This window comes from Psychrobacter sp. TPE 89C, assembly GCF_055522395.1.
In genome coordinates this window covers 40,860-57,389 of sequence record NZ_JBVFXW010000005.1, presented here as the reverse complement: position 1 = coordinate 57,389, position 16,530 = coordinate 40,860, and the positions used below count along the sequence as shown (strand labels likewise).

Here is a 16,530-nt window from a genome sequence, read left to right as displayed (position 1 = left end):
TTTATTTGATAAGCGATCATTGACACGCCTCCTGAACCTGACTCAGCTCTGGACTGATGTTTTTATCATTGGCTTCATTAAGTACCATCAAACAAGGCGTGATACGACTTTGCCAATTGCTTTCATTGATCTCACCGATAATATGCTGACGAATAATACCCTCACCATCGACGATGAAAGTCTCAGGCGCACCCGTCAAACCCAAGTCCAATGCAAACTGACCAGACAAATCCTGAATGGACATCGAGAACGGATCACCACCTCGATTTAAGTACCCTAACGCATCGCCAATATCGTCTTTATAATTGACACCGACCAAATTGACACCGCGCTCTTCTAATTGCATTAAAAACGGGTGTTCAATGATACAAGTTGGACACCAAGAGCCCCAAATATTCATTAGAAAGGGCTTATCAGGTAAATTCTCATTGGTCATGATGCGGCTAGTGTCTGATAATAGCGGCAGCTCAAATGTTGGTACTGGGCGCTCAAGTGCCGTATTGGTAACGATATCCGTTGGTTTACCCAGACGCATATATAACATGATGACAAAACCAAGGAATACAATTAACGGAATAACAAACCACAATTTAAGCTGTTTTTTGTTCATGGTTTTTGTGTTGCTTGCCTTGTCTTTTTTCGGACTTGGGTCAGAGGAATGGTTTGATGTGCTCATTACTTATCCCCCATCTTTATTGCTGGAGAATCCAAATCGGCCACTGTCGTAAAGCCTGATTTGTTTGCCGCAATTTGCGCAGGCGTTTTGGTTTTCTTAATACGATAACGGTGATCCAGCATGCTGAGCAATGCACCAAATGCCATAATCAAAGCACCAAGCCATATCCAACGGATAAGCGGTTTGACGTAGATACGGAAAGCCCACTCATTACTATCTTCTGCGATAGGTTCGCCAAGTGCTACGTAGACATCACGCATTAGACTGGCATCAATAGCCGCTTCTGTCATTGGCATCATGCTGATGATGTAATTACGTTTGTCAGGGTACAGTGTCGTCACCGCCTGACCGTCTTTGGTTATCTCAACTTCAGCTTGTGTCGCATCAAAGTTACTGCCTTTTACTTCACTAAAGCCTTTAACGGTAAAGTCATAGCCTTGGACATGAACGCTGTCATTTGGTCCAAGCGCGACATCCCGCTCGATACTCAACGTGCTGGTAAAGGCAATACCAATAACCGCCACAATCACACCAACGTGAGCGGTCTGTTGACCCCAATAGCTCAGACGTAATTGACGTAATCCCTTAAAGAAACTCGGGGCATTTTTGGTTTTGTCTTTGAAATCCACCACCATCCAGAACAGCACCCAAAAACTGACTGCCAATGTGACGCCAATATTGAGCATCGCAGACGGGCTAGTGAAATACGTGATAACTGCTGCTAATACAACACTACTTGCCGCAATCACCATGCCGGCACCCAATAGTGGACGGCTGTCTTTTTTCCAGCGAATATTGGAGCCCATGCCCATCGCGACTAATATCAACCAAGTTAATGGGACGAATAGCGCATTAAAATACGGAGGGCCGACAGAGACTTGTCCTAAATTAAAGGAATCAGCGATAATAGGATATAGCGTGCCGAGCAGTACGACCAACGTCGAAATCAAAAGAATGACGTTATTAATAACTAAGAACGACTCACGTGAAATCAACTGATACTGACTTTCGACCGTCAAGCGCCAGCCGCGTACAGCAAACATCAACAGGCCACCACCGATAATCACACCAAGAATCACCAAGATGACAAGACCACGAGTTGGATCAGCAGCAAACGAATGCACAGAGGTAATAACACCTGAGCGCACAAGGAATGTGCCCAGCAAGCTGAGTGCAAAGGCAAAAATCGCTAGCATAATAGTCCATGCTTTGAACACACCGCGCTTTTCGGTAACAGCAAGCGAATGTAGCAATGCCGTACCTGCCAACCATGGCATCAGTGACGCATTCTCTACTGGATCCCAGAACCACCAACCACCCCAGCCAAGCTCATAATAAGCCCACCATGAGCCTAGTGCGATACCCACGGTCAAAAAGCCCCAAGCAGCTAGCGCCCATGGACGCGACCAGCGTGTCCATACCGCATCTAAACGACCTTCCCACAATGCCGCCATACAAAAAGCAAATGGCACGACTAAACCCACATAGCCCATATAAAGCATCGGTGGATGAATAATCAAGCCAAAATCTTGTAGTACAGGATTTAGATCCGCACCATCAACAGGTAAATTAGGCAATGTACGGTCAAATGGCGATGAAGTAAAGATAAGCATCGCTAGCATCATCATCTGCACGCCAGCTAATATCACCAATACTCGCGCACGCATAGACAATGGTAGACCACGGCTGAAATAAGAGACCAGCGCACACCAAGTGGCCATAATGGTCATCCAAAGCAGCAATGAACCCTCGTGTCCGCCCCACGTTGCTGATAACTTATAGTACCAAGGCAACAGAGTATTAGAATGCTGAGTGACATAGACGAGGCTAAAGTCATTGTAATAAAAGCCTGCCATCAGCGCGGCAAATGAGGTAATCATTGCGGCAAACTGTGCCCATGCCAAACTTGGCGCTAGACGCTGCCATGCAACGTGGTCGCGCATGATACCGATGGTCGGTAATACTACCTGCAAAATCGCCAACATAAAGGCGGCGAGCAAGGCAAAATAACCCAATTCTGTGATTAACATACGGTCTAACCTTGTTTACCTTGATACGGTCATAGTTTATTTGAGGGATTAGAATGTTAAGACGTTATAAGCATCCAGTATTTGTGACTGCTATATTTATGAGTGCGATGGTGAGCGTCACTAGCCCTTGCAGCTTGAGACGCTTACAGCATGGTACATTAGCGCCAACTTGTCACGTTTTTGTATCCACTCTGTATGCGATGTGTATAAAGCGCATAAAATTTAATATCTGGTTAAGTCGATGGAAAAAAGACCAAAATAAGGTGCAGCCAACCAGCCAAAAATCCCGTCAGACCACCCAATACAATCAGCGTCATTTCGTCTTCACGAAAAGCGGGACGCAATAAATTTTGAAACTCATTTGGCGTCAATGCACGAATACGATCACGAAACAGCCCAAATATCTTGCTCGCTCGGCTCTCATTCAGCTCAGGATCACGTAGTGGCACCATCGTTGCGACAATCGACTTATCTATAATCGTGTTTTTTAATTGACCATACTCACGGCGACCCAATCCCACGCGCAACGTCGTACTAATCACCGGCGACTCTAGCACTTTATATAAATGTGACTTCATCAGCTCACGCGTTTGCACAGCACGGTCGCCATACATCATCTCATTCATGATGTTTTCAAGCGTGACCAAATCCTTTACCACAATCTCAGCAAAAACCTCAGAGACTTCCTCCTGACGTTTCATAAAGCCACCTTGTAGACGGTATCGATCAATACGCGGTATCTGTGGTTTTATAAATGGGAAATGGCTCTGTACAGTAAAAAACTTAACATAGGGGATAAAGTGTGGCTCGACCGGATTGAACACCATCCAAATAGCAATCCAATTGGTGAGAAAGCCCCAAATTGCTGCAAAAAACGGCACTGTCCAATGCTGCGGCACTACCAAAAATATGAACATTTGGATAAGACCGAAAATCAAACCAATCAAGGCACTGATATGCCAAATAAAATCGATCTCTTTTTGGCCTACCTTTAAAAACATATTAACCATCAACCGACGATCACCCTCCATCGTGTTGACGATCATCTTACGCATATCAACCAAATCTTCGACATTATGGGTCAAGTCTGTCACCAACGACTGCATAATATTGGGCAGCTCTTGGTGTGCTTGGGCATAGACACGACGCTTTAACGCATAAGGTAGATTGCCCCACAGCGCAGGCGAATGATCCAGCATAATTTCATCAATCAGTGCCTCAAGGTTTTTATCGACTGTATCAGTGATAAAGACGGCCATCTGCTCAGGTTCCATCGCCTGAAAGAACTCATCAAGCGAGCCCAGTTTTGACAGCGTCTGATCAACGATGACACCTGATATCTTGCCAGCTTTGCGCGGCACGATACCTTGCCAGCCAATACCTGGCAACCCAAAAAACGGAAAGTTAGGAATACGAATACCCCAAAACTTAACCGGATAAAACAGCATTTTGAGCGCCATCCACACATGTATCCAAGTAACGAATGCCGTTACCGGCGGAATGGTTAGCATGGCAAAGAACTCTGGGTGCTCAGCTATCGCCTGCCACAATGAAGTTGTGTCCATGACTTATCTTGTCCCTGACAGGTTGATTGTCGTTGCTAATAACATACCGTTAGCACATTAGAACGCTGCACAAACACACGCTCTACCCATAATTATGACTATAAAATAAACCGCCTGATTTTAGCATACTTGCTATCCATTAGCACACGTAGACCCTAGCCAAGTTGTGACCAGACATGACACGTTTTATCGTTCACATCAGATGGAAAACGCAGAAATATAAGCTATCATTGATGTGCCAATAATAAAGACAAAACCAACAGCGAAGTACTGCGTCCTCGCGTTTGTTCTGTTATAATTTGTGATTAAGTGACAACGAATATCTATAGACAGATTGTATATGTCATCATTTCCAACCATATCTCTTATGTGTTTGAAATTCTTTATATTATCCTTTTTGCTCACCGCACCTTGGTTAACGATCCCGCCTATCTTATTTCTCTTTAATTGACTTACTGACCGTTTGGGCTCTGACTTTATATGAATAAACCGATAACTCCCAACACCGATCAGGTCAATCGAATTTTTACCAACCGTATCATTGTCTTTGGGTTTTTAATATTCATTGGCTTAGGTGGCCTAATAATGCGTTATGGCTACCTACAAGTCTACGCCCATGACAAGTACACCACACAAGCTGATAACAATCGAATCAAGCTGATATCAGCACCGCCTAGCCGCGGCTATATTTACGATCGTAACGGGGTCATACTCGCGGACAATCAACCCGTATTTACGGCGATGTTGAGCCCTAATGAAGTCGAAAATCCAGAGCGTACATTACAGCTACTCGCGCCTATTTTTGATCTGACAGAAAAAGACATCACTGATATTTTGGCGCGCCTGAGCAAAAGCAAAAATGACCCTATCACGATCAAAATCGACGTGACTGATGCACAACTGGCACAGTTTAGTGAACGTAAGCCCTTTTTTCGTGGTGTCAGCATTCAGAGTAAGCTAACGCGCTCTTACCCTTATGACAAGCTATTTGCACACGTTATTGGCTATGTCGGTCGTATCAATGACAAAGAAAGCAAACGCATTGATAAAGAGCGCTACGCTGGTACTGACCTCATCGGCAAGATTGGCATCGAAGATTACTATGAAGATATTTTACTCGGACAGCCGGGCTATCAATCAGTTGAAACGGATGCCCTTGGCAATATCGTCCGTCAATTAGATACCAAGCCGCCTGTAGCAGGTAACGATATTACGTTGAGCTTGGACTATGGCTTACAAACGATCGCCCAACAGCAGCTAGATGGCCGTCGCGGCGCGATTGTCGCAATCGATCCAAAAAATGGCGACGTATTGGCTTTTGTCAGTAACCCAAGCTATGACCCCAACCCTTTTATCTCGGGTATCTCCTTTAGAGACTACGGTGATTTGCGCGATGACCTTGATCAGCCATTGTACAATCGTGCGTTACAAGGTATGTACCCACCTGCTTCGACTATTAAGCCCTTTGAAGGGCTGGGCGGTATCCATTATGGCTTGCGTAATTGGGAAACCACTATTTATGACCCCGGTTATTTTAGCCTACCGGGAGACTCACATCGATTCCGCGACTGGAAGCGCGGTGGCCACGGGTCAGTAGATCTCAAAAAATCAATCATGATGTCGGTGGATACGTATTACTACAAACTGGCCTATGAAATGGGTATTCAGCGCCTACACGATTGGATGACACGCTTTGGGTTTGGTCAGCAAACAGGCATTGATTTGCCTAATGAAAGAGCAGGCATCATGCCATCACCAAAATGGAAAAAAGACACTTATGATAGACGTTGGTTACCAGGTGAAACCATTTCAGTCAGTATCGGTCAAGGGTATTTTCTAGCCACCCCTCTACAAGTTGCCAACGCCACAGCCATGACGGCGAATAAGGGCTATCATATTACGCCGCACTTATTAAAAAATAGCGATGGTGCAGCAGAGGTCAAAGTTATCACCAAACCAGATGGTAAAATTGACTACAATGGCAAGCCCTCTGACTGGTTACGCATGCATGACGCTATGGAAGCCACGATCAAAAGTGGTACTGGGCGCGGCATCTACACCCCACGCTATCGCATTGCAGGTAAAACGGGTACCGCGCAGGTAAAGTCGATTGCACAAGGTAAACGTTATGACAAATCCGCCATAGACAAACGCTACTGGGATCATGCTTGGTTCAATGGTTTTGCGCCAGTAGAAGACCCTCAGATTGCGCTTGCCGTATTGGTCGAAAATGGTGGTGGCGGTAGTAAAGTCGCTGCACCGATAGGACGTGCGCTGTTTGACTATTGGGTATTACAACGCAAAAGTAACCCTATATTGCCGCCAACAGCTGATGAGTTAAAGGCCATCAAACGTCAAAAGGCATTTGATAAAGCACTGCGTGATGCCATACGTGATAAAGAAGAGCAGGCTCTAAAAGAACAAACTGAAACTGTAACAGAAGCAGCAACACCTGAATAAAAAGACGGCCAGCGAGAAAACATAATGAAAAAATCTATGAGCAGCCGTGATACTAGGAAAAATCACAAAGCAAAAAAGGCTACTATTGGTGGCGATGTGCGTATCATTGGTGGTCAATTCAAACGACGCACTGTGAGTTTTATCGATGCGGAGGGTTTACGACCAACGCCTGACCGCCTGCGCGAGACATTGTTCAATTGGCTACTGGCTGATATTCATGGGGCTTATGTGTTAGATAGCTGTGCAGGGAGTGGCGTGCTAGGCTTTGAGGCACTATCTCGTGGCGCTGCACATTGCACTTTCATTGAAATAAATAATGCGCAAAGCGATATGCTACGCCAAAGCGCTTTACAGCTACGCATTGATGCTGACAGTCATAAAATCATCACTGGCACAGCAGAGAAAGTCTTAATACAGCAGCAAGTCGTCCCGCAAACTTTTGATATTGTGTTCATTGACCCGCCTTATGCTCAGGATCTGTGGCAGCCAATTTTGACAGCCCTGATTATTCAGTCGTTAATCGATACTGACACGCTCATTTATTTGGAAGCTGACAAAGATTTAGAGAGTCAACTGCAGCAATTGGCAAATAATTTGAATAACAATTTAGCCGCTCAAGAGCAGACAGTCCTAAAGGTCGTGGCTTTTGAAGGCTTGAAACAAACCAAAGTTGGACAAGTTGTCGCTGGACTTTATCGGCTATCATCGTCATAATTGCACGGTGATTACCAAACGTAACATTGACGGTTATGTAATTTGTCTTGTTTGAGAAATCATTTAATACCCACTAAAAATGTCTAAAACCGCTTAAAACTGGCCAAACGCTGCAGTTAAATGTATATAAGGCAAAAATAAACCCTAATGCAGCTTGCAAGCGTAGGCTCTACTGCTTATAATGTGCAGTCTGTTTTTTGAGAGCCCCGTTCCCAGCTAAACTCTCAACGAATTCTAATTTTAAGGTTTTATCATGAAAACACTTAGTGCAAAACCAGCTGAAGTGACCCATGACTGGTATGTCGTAGATGCTGACGGCAAAACCCTTGGTCGCTTAGCCACTCAAATTGCTACTCGCTTACGTGGCAAGCATAAGCCTTCTTTTACGCCGCACGTTGATACTGGTGACTTTATTGTTGTCATCAATGCTGACAAAATCACGGTAACGGGTAAAAAAGCGCAAGATAAAAAATACTATCGTCACAGTGGCTACCCAGGTGGTATCAAAGAAACTAACTTCAGTAAATTGCTTGCACATAAGCCTGAAGATGTTCTACACAAAGCAGTTAAGGGTATGCTTCCAAAAGGCCCTCTTGGCTATGCGATGATCAAGAAGCTGAAACTATATGCGGGTACTGAACATCCACATGAAGCACAGCAACCTAAAGCACTAGACATCTAAGGATACACTTATGGAACGCAATTACGGAACTGGTCGTCGTAAGACTTCTACTGCTCGTGTCTTTTTATCAAAAGGTACTGGTAGCATTGTTGTTAACGGCAAGCCACTTGACGAATATTTTAGCCGTGAAACTTCACGCATGGTTGTACGTCAGCCATTAGAGCTATTAGACTCTGCTAACGCATATGACTTATATGTAACTGTTGCAGGCGGCGGTATTAGTGGTCAAGCTGGCGCAATCCGCCACGGCATCACTCGTGCGCTAATCGAAGCTGACGAAGCTTTGAAACCTGCTCTAAAAGCAGCTGGCTTTGTTACTCGTGACTCACGTCAAGTTGAACGTAAGAAATTGGGTCTACGTAAAGCACGTAAACGTCCACAATTCTCGAAACGTTAATCAAAGCTATCTCTTATGCTTTTGCGACTGTTGTCTTTATCTCAGAGCAACAGTACTCGCATTAAATAAAAGAGTAGATTTGCAAAACCTTACAAGCTGTTCGCAGCTTGTAAGGTTTTTTTATGACTATTGATTAGATAGAACTTTATCTTAAATATTTTACAGATACGCCGATTCATAGCATTTTTATAGAGTTACTTTGCCAAAAAACCAACTTGTAAACCCGTAGCTACTACCCCATTATCATAATAACTTTTCATCAATAGCGACAATGCTATAAGATGCTATAACCCGATGCCATAAAAGTGCTGCAAAAGGATATTATGAAAGCGCCTGAACAATACGATCCCAGTAAACCACCTTCAAAAGACAGTATGCCCTCACCGAGCATACAGCCGTCGGCTAAGTCACCAGCACTCCCTGCTGGTACGCCAACGATTAAGCAAACTCATAAGCGTACAGCGCAAGCCGATAAGAAACCCTTTCAATGGCAGTTTTTATCGCCTAAGTACTGGGGTATCTGGTTATTGCTCGCTTTGGTGTTGCCACTGATTTACTTACCATTGCGCTATCAGTTTTGGCTAGGTCGTAAACTGGGTGTTTTGCTCTATAAAATAGCAGGCTCACGCAGGCGGGATACCCTGATTAACCTCAAGCTAGCCTTTCCAGAAAAGCCAGAAGTTGAACGTGAACTGATGGCCAAGCAAGTCTTCGTCAATCAGGGTATTGGGGTATTTGAAACCCTATGTGCGTGGTTCCGCCCCAATGTCTTTACTCGCACGGTTTCTATCTCAGGCTTACAGCATCTAGTTAACGCACAAAATGAAGGGCGCCCTGTTATCTTACTCGGTGCCCACTATACGATGCTTGATCTAGGTGGTATGTTATGTACGCAGTTTTTTCCAATGGATGGTATGTATCGACCTCAGAACAATGCCCTGTTAGATTGGTTTGTTTATAATGGGCGCAGTACCATTCTTGGTAAGCAAATAGCGAGCAGAGACATGCGTAGTTTTGTCAGCTCTATCAAGGAAAAACATGTTATTTGGTACTCGCCTGATCAAGACTATGGTCTTAAACAAGGTGTGATGGCACCATTTTTCGGTGTACCAGCGGCCACTATTACTGCCTCACGACGTATGGCTAAATTGGGCGACAAGACACATCCACCCGCACTAATGGCGCTACATACTTATCGTCAAACGCCGGACAATTTACCAAGGGGAAAACGTCCGCATTATCACCTGACGATTACGCCTGAGTTAAGTAACTATCCAAGTAATGATGAAGTTGCTGACGCCACTCAGGTTAATGAGGTCTTAGAAGGACTCATTCGTATCGATCCTACCCAATGGATGTGGTTTCATCGGCGCTTTAAACACGGGCCAAACGGTCGTACCGATATCTATAAGTAGGCATCATTCCAAAGAAAAATAGTCGAAAAGTTTGTTATACTTTGTGGTCAATATTTTTACTATGATCGACTCATAAATAACAACACATTTATAATAATTTGATAAACGAAATAACGGATTTCCTATGACTAGTAATAGTACATCTAACAACCAAACCTCTACCGAAGCACCAGCTGTAAAGCGCGTATTGACTGGTATTAAACCGACTGGCACTCTACATTTGGGTAACTACGTTGGTGCGATTCGTCCAGCCATCCAAGCTATTCAAAACAGTGACGATGAAGCATTTTTCTTTTTGGCAGATTACCATGGCATTATTGGTTGTTACGATCCTGCTATCATTCATGAGTCAACCAAAGCCATTGCCGCGACTTGGATTGCCTGTGGTCTAGACCCAGAGCGTGTGACCTTCTATCGTCAGTCAGACGTGCCTGAAATTCCAGAGCTGGCTTGGGTATTGAACTGCTCATGTGCCAAAGGTCTGATGAACCGTGCTCACGCTTACAAAGCGGCGGTCGATATCAATATGGACAAAGAAGACGTCGATCCTGATCAAGGTATCAACATGGGGCTGTTCGGCTATCCTGTGCTCATGGCAGCTGATATATTGATGTTCAATGCTACTCATGTACCTGTTGGCCGCGATCAAGTACAGCATATTGAAATGGCACGTGATATTGCTGGTACATTCAATCATCGTTACAAAACCCTCTTTACACTACCGTCAGCTGTCGTCGATGACGACATACCGTTATTGACGGGTCTTGATGGCCGTAAGATGAGTAAGAGCTATGGCAACACCATTCCTCTGTTCGGTGATGCTAATCCGCAAGTCAGCGCCGAAAAACAGATGCATAAAGCCATCATGAAAATCGTCACCAACTCGCAGCTGCCTGAGGAGCCAAAAGATCCTGACGACTCTGCTATTTTTGAGATTTATAAAGCTTTTGCGACGCCTGAAGAAATTGCTGACATGCGTGAGAAGTTTGCAGCTGGTATTGGTTGGGGAGATGCAAAAAAAGCCTTGTTTGAAAAAATAAATGACGAAATCGCCCCATTCCGCAAGCGTTATCAAGAACTGATGGCCAATCCGAAAGAGCTTGAAGAAATCTTGCAAATGGGCGCAGAAAAGGCACGTCGTCATAGCCGTAAGCAACTAGACAAGACTCGCCGTGCCATTGGTATTCGTCCACTTGCCAAGCTTAAGTAATCCATTGAAGACAGACCATGTAACAGAAATGATACCAGTATCCTCTACCAACGCTCATGATATGTCGTTGCGTATTTATCAGACGCCAGTACAACATTTGCCAGAAGATTTATACGTGCCACCGCAAGCCTTTGCCATTTGGCTAGAGCAGTTTGCTGGACCATTGGATTTTCTGTTGTATTTGGTCAAAAAGAACAATGTTGATCTGACCCAGATGCCAATACTGCCCATCACTGAGCAGTATTTGGCATACATTGGTGAGTTAGATACTGAGCATTTTGAATTGGCAGGTGACTATCTACTGATGGCATCGACGTTGATCGCCATCAAAACAGAGCTATTACTGCCCAAACCAGAAGCACCTACCGATGAGCGCGACCCAAAGGCAGAGTTGATTGAACGTCTTGAAGCCTACGCTCAAATTAAGGTAGCCAGTCAGCGCCTAGACAATCTGGTTCGTCTTGAGCGCGATGTGTTTTTGGCAATGGTCAGTATGCCTAGCCAAGACGTTATGAGTGCTGAATTGCCGAGCTATTCACCTACCTTGCTGATTGATAGCTTATTTAAAATGCAGCTACAACCAGACTATCAAATGCATACCATCAAAGTCGATGCAGTACCACTTGCCGATCGCATTGCCAGTATTAGTCGGCAGCTGAGCACGGATGGTGCTCGCTCGTTTTATGAGCTACTGGATAAAGCACAAGGCAAGATAGGTGTGGTGGTCAGTTTCGTCGCGGTATTAGAGCTGATAAAACGGCAGTTAGTCGGTGTGGTAAATGCTGATGTAGCAAGCAGCCCCACTGCTGATAATGATTCCGAAAACGACTCACACATTGGGCCATTAACCTTGCAGTGGTTGGCTTAACAGTATAATCAGTTCTCTGTAAACTGGATACGGTGTTAGTCTGCTACTTGTCGTACTTTCACTCGCTTTCCTTGTATTTAGATGCTATTGAACCAACTATATTTAACCTGCCCTATATTAAAAATACAATACTTATAAAAGAGCGTACTCTCGATGGTAGATATTGACGACATAACACTAAATGACACAGTACCAAATTACATAACACCAAACGACATGGCACTAAACGATCAGACACAACAATCGATATCAGCAGCCGGACGCTCATCACTACCTGATGAGGAACGGCAAAGATTTGAAAGTATCAGTAAAGATATCGAAGTACTGTTACATGCTTCAGAAACGCCTCTAACTGCCAATGTATTAAAGAAGCATCTGAATTTGTCTACCAAAGAGCTAAAACAAGCGCTCGCATTATTACAAACACGATTGGACACGGGCGTACTTAGCTTACACGAGACCGCTAGTGGCTATCGACTGCAAATTGCAGATAGCTATAGCGCCCTCATTCAGACCGTTTTCCCACAACGTCAGGAGCGCCTCAGCCAAGCGTTACTAGAGACGCTAAGTGTCATTGCTTACAAACAACCCGTCACCCGTAGTGACATAGAGTATGTACGCGGTGTGACGCTATCAAGCAACATACTTAGGCAGCTCTTTGATAAAGGTTGGGTCAAGGAAGACGGTTATAAAGATACGTTAGGTCGTCCTGCATTGCTACACACCACACCACAGTTTTTAGATGCCTTTGGATTGAGTGATTTAGATGCATTACCACTGATGCCAGATATGAATGCTATCAAAGCAATGTCTTAAATCTTTGAATATACTCAACGCACAATATCGTTGCAACAATACAACCTTACTCACTGCCACAAAAAAGGACAAATCATTTAAGATTTGTCCTTTTTTATTGAATCACTAACTATAACGTCGTGATTGATTTTTACTGATTGATAACATCAACACCTGCTGGTGGTGTGAATTTGAACTGACTGCTACTGATGCTTGGATTAAGTTTGATATTACTGAACTTAATCGATGTGGTCTGGCCAAGGCTATCATTTAGTACCATCATCACTGGCTTACCACCGCTAAAGCTCATTGATAAGCTCTTAAAGCTAGCACTATCTGATTTTGGATAGAGTACATAGTAGTTTTTATTAGAATATGGCTGAGTGATTTTGAAGTTCTGATCAATTTTGCTCGGATCACCTGATAGCAATAGTGCTGGGGTGTTACCCACTTGGCTATCGACGTTTTGCTTGGTCGCTTGCTCCAAGTCTTTGTCATAAACCCACATTGAGCTACCATTGGCTACAATTATCTGCTGTGATGGTGACTTCGTTTCCCAGCGGAAATTGTTTGGACGTTGAACGCTCATAGAGCCACTGAACGTACCACTATTTGCCCCTTTAGTCGTTTGGGTAAAGTTAGCCGTCATACTCTTAGTGTTGGTCAAAAGCGTGTTCAAACGCTTAGCAGCAGTTAAGTTATCTGCAGGTGCTGCCGTTGCCGATTGAGTCATCGCAATCATAGGAGCTGCCACGCCAAGTGATGTCATTAATACACCCGCTAGAGCACCGTTCATCATTTTTTGTTTGATTGATTTGTTCATTGATAAAGTCATTATAAATCCTCTCTAAAAAAGCCTAGTAGCTTTTAAAAAATAGTCGCTTAAAAGTAAAACATCTCATTAAATTTTTTGTTTTCTATAAGTGCTTATCTGACCAATATAAAACTGGTGTCTATAAACAATGACAACAGTGTGCCAGTTTTTTTATTGCGCGCCTAGTCATGATTTGCAATCATTACTACGGCTGCCATACACGCTTGTAACCGCATTGGTTATACACTATTAAATAGTATGAGCCGTTTTTCTTATTATTTTTCACTACTTCTGACAAGCTTCAACAAGAATGAATACACGTAAAAAAAGCCCCTACTACCATAAGGCAATAGGAGCTTTTTTAATTATCCAATCATTTTACTCAAAGAATAAAATGACTTAAATAGATAATTATGCGTTTTCAACCGTCACATAACGACGGTTAAATTTGCCTTTGGTCGCAAACTTTACAACACCGTCATTCAGTGCAAATAAAGTATGGTCACGACCCATGCCAACGCCTTCGCCTGCGTGGAATTCTGTACCACGTTGACGAACGATGATGTTACCAGCTGTGATAGCTTGGCCACCAAAGATTTTTACGCCTAGCATTTTTGGGTTTGAATCACGACCGTTACGGCTCGAACCGGCAGCTTTTTTATGTGCCATGAGAAAATCTCCTTGTTAATTTGACTTACCGCTGATGCGATAACTCTTAAGCATTTAGTGCACTGTTTAGCAATAATTGCTAAATGGGTAATTAGGCATTAATGGCTTTGATTTTTAACAAGGTGTACCATTGGCGGTGACCTTGTTCTTTGTGATAATGCTTACGACGGTTGTGTTTGATGATACGGATTTTTTCGCCGCGACCATGCTCAACAACTTCAACTTCTACGCTAGCGCCTTCAACGACAGGTTGACCGATTTTGACGTTATCGCCGTCAACAACCATCAATACGTCTTCAAATTTGATTGTTTCGCCTTTTTCTGCTTTTAGTAGTTCAACTTTAAGCAATTCATCGACGACTACACGGTGCTGTTTACCACCAGTTTTGATTACTGCGTACATTGTATGACTCCGTTTAACCCGTGTGCCGTGGCTGATGTTATACCAACGCTTTTACGACGAACACGACAGGGAAAAATTAAAGGCAAGATTTTACGGCTTTTTGCTCATAAAAGCAAGCCGTGCATCTTGTTTTTGTAAGGTGGTTACACTAATAACCGTATCCGTTATCACTATATAAGCTGTTGATTGTGAACGTATCTAAGATACTACTCAATAAAAAACAGCCTGCATAAAAATAATGAATAGCAGTTTATGCCTAACAGCCGTTATTATAACTTATATAATCAGTTACTTATAGCCCTTTATCACTCATGCCTGCCTATAAAAACACAACAGAGATAGCTAGATTTACATAGTTATCATTTAAATTGATTTGAATGTTGTATGCCAATAACTACCTACAATAGGTGTGGTATACAAGATAATCGCGCTGCTCTCTAAATACTTTAACCAACAATTTAGAGACAGAGCTATGCTATTATAGAAAAACGCCTTACCTGCTATAGGCTTAAGGTTAAAAGGCATCAAGGCTAAAAACTCTTTCTACTCTTATTAATATGACTATTTATTATGACCAGTACCCCTTCAAATAATACAGATTCAATGACTCAATCAACACCTAACTATGCTGATATCCAAAGTATCGTGGCTGATGATTTTGAAATCATGGACAAGCAAGTATTCGGTAGTCTTAATTCCAAAGTTCAATTGGTAATGAGCGTCTCGCAACATGTGATTAATGCTGGCGGTAAACGTATGCGCCCGCTGATTACGTTGTTGTGTGCACGCATGTTCAATGACAATCCATCAGAAAAAGCCATGCATTTAGCAGCAATCACCGAGATGCTGCACACCGCTACGCTCGTTCATGATGATGTCATTGATGAGTCAGGTCAGCGTCGCGGCAAGCCAACCGCCAATGCTACATGGGATAACGCCACAGCCGTACTGGTCGGTGACTATCTGATTGCCCGTGCCTTCAATCTGTTGGTCGGCTTTCAAAGCTTACCATTGTTGCAAGTGTTCTCAGATGGGACTTGTGATATTGCTGAAGGTGAAGTCTTGCAGTTACAGCATCAGCATAACCCTGCCGCCACAGAAGAAGACTATTTGCGCATTATCGATGGCAAAACCTCGCGTCTGTTTATGATGGCCACTCAAGGGGCGGCTATCTTGCAAGACAAGACAGAATATATGCAAGCATTGGGTGATTTTGGTCAGCACTTTGGCAATGCCTTTCAGATTATCGATGATGTGCTCGACTATAGTGGCGATAGTGAAGTGATGGGCAAAAACCTAGGCGATGATCTTGCTGAAGGCAAACCTACGCTACCAACCATTAAAGCGCTTGAGCTGCTAAAACACAGCGACACTGAAGGCTATGAGCAGCTACGTATTGCTGTGCAGACAGGCAAGACACCAAACGCTGAACAACTTATTGACTTGGTACGTCGTTCAGGCGCTCTAGACTATTGCAAACAGCGCGCGTTGGAAGAAACCAAACTGGCTCAAGACGCCCTAAGCACTCTACCTGATAACCGCTATCGCACAGGCTTATATCAATTGACTGAACTTGCTAGCGCACGATTAGTATAATTAAATGTGAGTCGTCTTTATTATTGATTGATTAAGACGGCTCCTTTTTGAGTAGCATTTTTAGTGACTAATGCATGAAAAGCTAACAATTCACAATTTTAAGAACCGGTATGTTAGCTGAATCGTTACCTTTCTTTAAGTTTTATAAATCCTCGCAGTACTATAATCGTTTAAGGATTGTTTTGACGGTCGGATAATGTTTGATCAAGAGGCTTTGATTGATACACCATGCACCT

The 16,530-nt window shown here is 43.5% G+C and carries 15 protein-coding genes; 9 read left to right on the top strand and 6 right to left on the bottom strand.

Annotation, left to right across the window (positions count from 1 at the left end):
• Positions 1-16: 16 nt before the first annotated feature.
• From ACZW67_RS03105 to ACZW67_RS03095, 3 genes are all read right to left on the bottom strand, one after another.
• On the bottom strand, positions 17-676 hold the full coding sequence (locus ACZW67_RS03105) for a DsbE family thiol:disulfide interchange protein (RefSeq protein WP_465182117.1): 660 nt from the start codon (positions 674-676) through the stop codon (positions 17-19).
• Positions 676-2,706: a heme lyase CcmF/NrfE family subunit gene (locus tag ACZW67_RS03100; RefSeq protein ID WP_465182116.1), complete on the bottom strand. Its 2,031-nt coding sequence runs from the start codon at positions 2,704-2,706 to the stop codon at positions 676-678. Before ACZW67_RS03100 ends, ACZW67_RS03105 begins: the two co-directional genes overlap by 1 nt.
• 233 nt (positions 2,707-2,939) lie before the next feature.
• Positions 2,940-4,271 (bottom strand): DUF445 domain-containing protein, encoded by a 1,332-nt coding sequence (locus ACZW67_RS03095; RefSeq protein ID WP_197099958.1) that lies wholly within the window; start codon positions 4,269-4,271, stop codon positions 2,940-2,942.
• 480 nt (positions 4,272-4,751) lie between these two features.
• On the opposite strand from ACZW67_RS03095, the gene mrdA reads away from it, so the two are divergent.
• The 8 genes from mrdA to scpB all read left to right on the top strand — a co-directional run bounded on the left by mrdA (position 4,752) and on the right by scpB (position 12,833).
• Positions 4,752-6,731 (top strand): penicillin-binding protein 2, encoded by a 1,980-nt coding sequence (gene mrdA, locus ACZW67_RS03090; RefSeq protein WP_465182115.1) that lies wholly within the window; start codon positions 4,752-4,754, stop codon positions 6,729-6,731.
• Positions 6,732-6,755: 24 nt separating this feature from the next.
• Positions 6,756-7,445: a 16S rRNA (guanine(966)-N(2))-methyltransferase RsmD gene (rsmD, locus tag ACZW67_RS03085; protein WP_465182114.1), complete on the top strand. Its 690-nt coding sequence runs from the start codon at positions 6,756-6,758 to the stop codon at positions 7,443-7,445.
• Between the two features lie 253 nt (positions 7,446-7,698).
• Positions 7,699-8,127, top strand: coding sequence for a 50S ribosomal protein L13 (rplM, locus tag ACZW67_RS03080; RefSeq protein WP_010199223.1), 429 nt, complete (start codon positions 7,699-7,701; stop codon positions 8,125-8,127).
• Positions 8,128-8,137: 10 nt separating this feature from the next.
• Positions 8,138-8,524 (top strand): 30S ribosomal protein S9, encoded by a 387-nt coding sequence (rpsI, locus tag ACZW67_RS03075; RefSeq protein WP_110922597.1) that lies wholly within the window; start codon positions 8,138-8,140, stop codon positions 8,522-8,524.
• Positions 8,525-8,847: 323 nt separating this feature from the next.
• Complete coding sequence (locus tag ACZW67_RS03070) at positions 8,848-9,939, top strand: lysophospholipid acyltransferase family protein (protein ID WP_465182113.1); 1,092 nt, start codon at positions 8,848-8,850, stop codon at positions 9,937-9,939.
• 124 nt (positions 9,940-10,063) lie between these two features.
• Complete coding sequence (locus tag ACZW67_RS03065; RefSeq protein ID WP_465182112.1) at positions 10,064-11,149, top strand: tryptophan--tRNA ligase; 1,086 nt, start codon at positions 10,064-10,066, stop codon at positions 11,147-11,149.
• A gap of 28 nt (positions 11,150-11,177) precedes the next feature.
• The gene (locus ACZW67_RS03060; protein WP_465182142.1) at positions 11,178-12,017 is read left to right on the top strand and encodes a segregation and condensation protein A; all 840 of its coding nucleotides are present in this window, start codon (positions 11,178-11,180) and stop codon (positions 12,015-12,017) included.
• 216 nt (positions 12,018-12,233) lie between these two features.
• The gene (gene scpB / locus ACZW67_RS03055) at positions 12,234-12,833 is read left to right on the top strand and encodes an SMC-Scp complex subunit ScpB (RefSeq protein ID WP_465182141.1); all 600 of its coding nucleotides are present in this window, start codon (positions 12,234-12,236) and stop codon (positions 12,831-12,833) included.
• A 130-nt stretch (positions 12,834-12,963) separates the two neighbouring features.
• Here the strand turns inward: scpB and lolA are convergent, their stop codons facing one another.
• From lolA to rplU, 3 genes are all read right to left on the bottom strand, one after another.
• Positions 12,964-13,647 carry an outer membrane lipoprotein periplasmic chaperone LolA gene (gene lolA, locus ACZW67_RS03050; protein ID WP_110922592.1) on the bottom strand — a complete coding sequence of 228 codons (684 nt, stop codon included), beginning with the start codon at positions 13,645-13,647 and terminating at the stop codon, positions 12,964-12,966.
• A gap of 390 nt (positions 13,648-14,037) precedes the next feature.
• Positions 14,038-14,295, bottom strand: a complete 258-nt coding sequence (rpmA, locus tag ACZW67_RS03045; protein WP_021813611.1) for a 50S ribosomal protein L27 — start codon at positions 14,293-14,295, stop codon at positions 14,038-14,040.
• Between the two features lie 91 nt (positions 14,296-14,386).
• Positions 14,387-14,698 (bottom strand): 50S ribosomal protein L21, encoded by a 312-nt coding sequence (gene rplU, locus ACZW67_RS03040; protein WP_110922591.1) that lies wholly within the window; start codon positions 14,696-14,698, stop codon positions 14,387-14,389.
• 570 nt (positions 14,699-15,268) lie between these two features.
• On the opposite strand from rplU, the gene ACZW67_RS03035 reads away from it, so the two are divergent.
• Positions 15,269-16,294, top strand: coding sequence for a polyprenyl synthetase family protein (locus ACZW67_RS03035; protein ID WP_465182111.1), 1,026 nt, complete (start codon positions 15,269-15,271; stop codon positions 16,292-16,294).
• Positions 16,295-16,530 lie beyond the last annotated feature (236 nt).

Coding starts and splice junctions, on each gene's coding strand:
- ACZW67_RS03070 (WP_465182113.1), top strand. CDS start 8,848: ATGAAAGCGCCTGAACAATACGATCCCAGTAAACCACCTTCAAAAGAC.
- rpsI (WP_110922597.1), top strand. CDS start 8,138: ATGGAACGCAATTACGGAACTGGTCGTCGTAAGACTTCTACTGCTCGT.
- rsmD (WP_465182114.1), top strand. CDS start 6,756: ATGAAAAAATCTATGAGCAGCCGTGATACTAGGAAAAATCACAAAGCA.
- mrdA (WP_465182115.1), top strand. CDS start 4,752: ATGAATAAACCGATAACTCCCAACACCGATCAGGTCAATCGAATTTTT.
- ACZW67_RS03095 (WP_197099958.1), bottom strand. CDS start 4,271: ATGGACACAACTTCATTGTGGCAGGCGATAGCTGAGCACCCAGAGTTC.
- ACZW67_RS03035 (WP_465182111.1), top strand. CDS start 15,269: ATGACCAGTACCCCTTCAAATAATACAGATTCAATGACTCAATCAACA.
- lolA (WP_110922592.1), bottom strand. CDS start 13,647: ATGACTTTATCAATGAACAAATCAATCAAACAAAAAATGATGAACGGT.
- scpB (WP_465182141.1), top strand. CDS start 12,234: ATGGCACTAAACGATCAGACACAACAATCGATATCAGCAGCCGGACGC.
- rplM (WP_010199223.1), top strand. CDS start 7,699: ATGAAAACACTTAGTGCAAAACCAGCTGAAGTGACCCATGACTGGTAT.
- ACZW67_RS03065 (WP_465182112.1), top strand. CDS start 10,064: ATGACTAGTAATAGTACATCTAACAACCAAACCTCTACCGAAGCACCA.
- rplU (WP_110922591.1), bottom strand. CDS start 14,698: ATGTACGCAGTAATCAAAACTGGTGGTAAACAGCACCGTGTAGTCGTC.
- rpmA (WP_021813611.1), bottom strand. CDS start 14,295: ATGGCACATAAAAAAGCTGCCGGTTCGAGCCGTAACGGTCGTGATTCA.
- ACZW67_RS03100 (WP_465182116.1), bottom strand. CDS start 2,706: ATGTTAATCACAGAATTGGGTTATTTTGCCTTGCTCGCCGCCTTTATG.
- ACZW67_RS03060 (WP_465182142.1), top strand. CDS start 11,178: ATGATACCAGTATCCTCTACCAACGCTCATGATATGTCGTTGCGTATT.
- ACZW67_RS03105 (WP_465182117.1), bottom strand. CDS start 676: ATGAGCACATCAAACCATTCCTCTGACCCAAGTCCGAAAAAAGACAAG.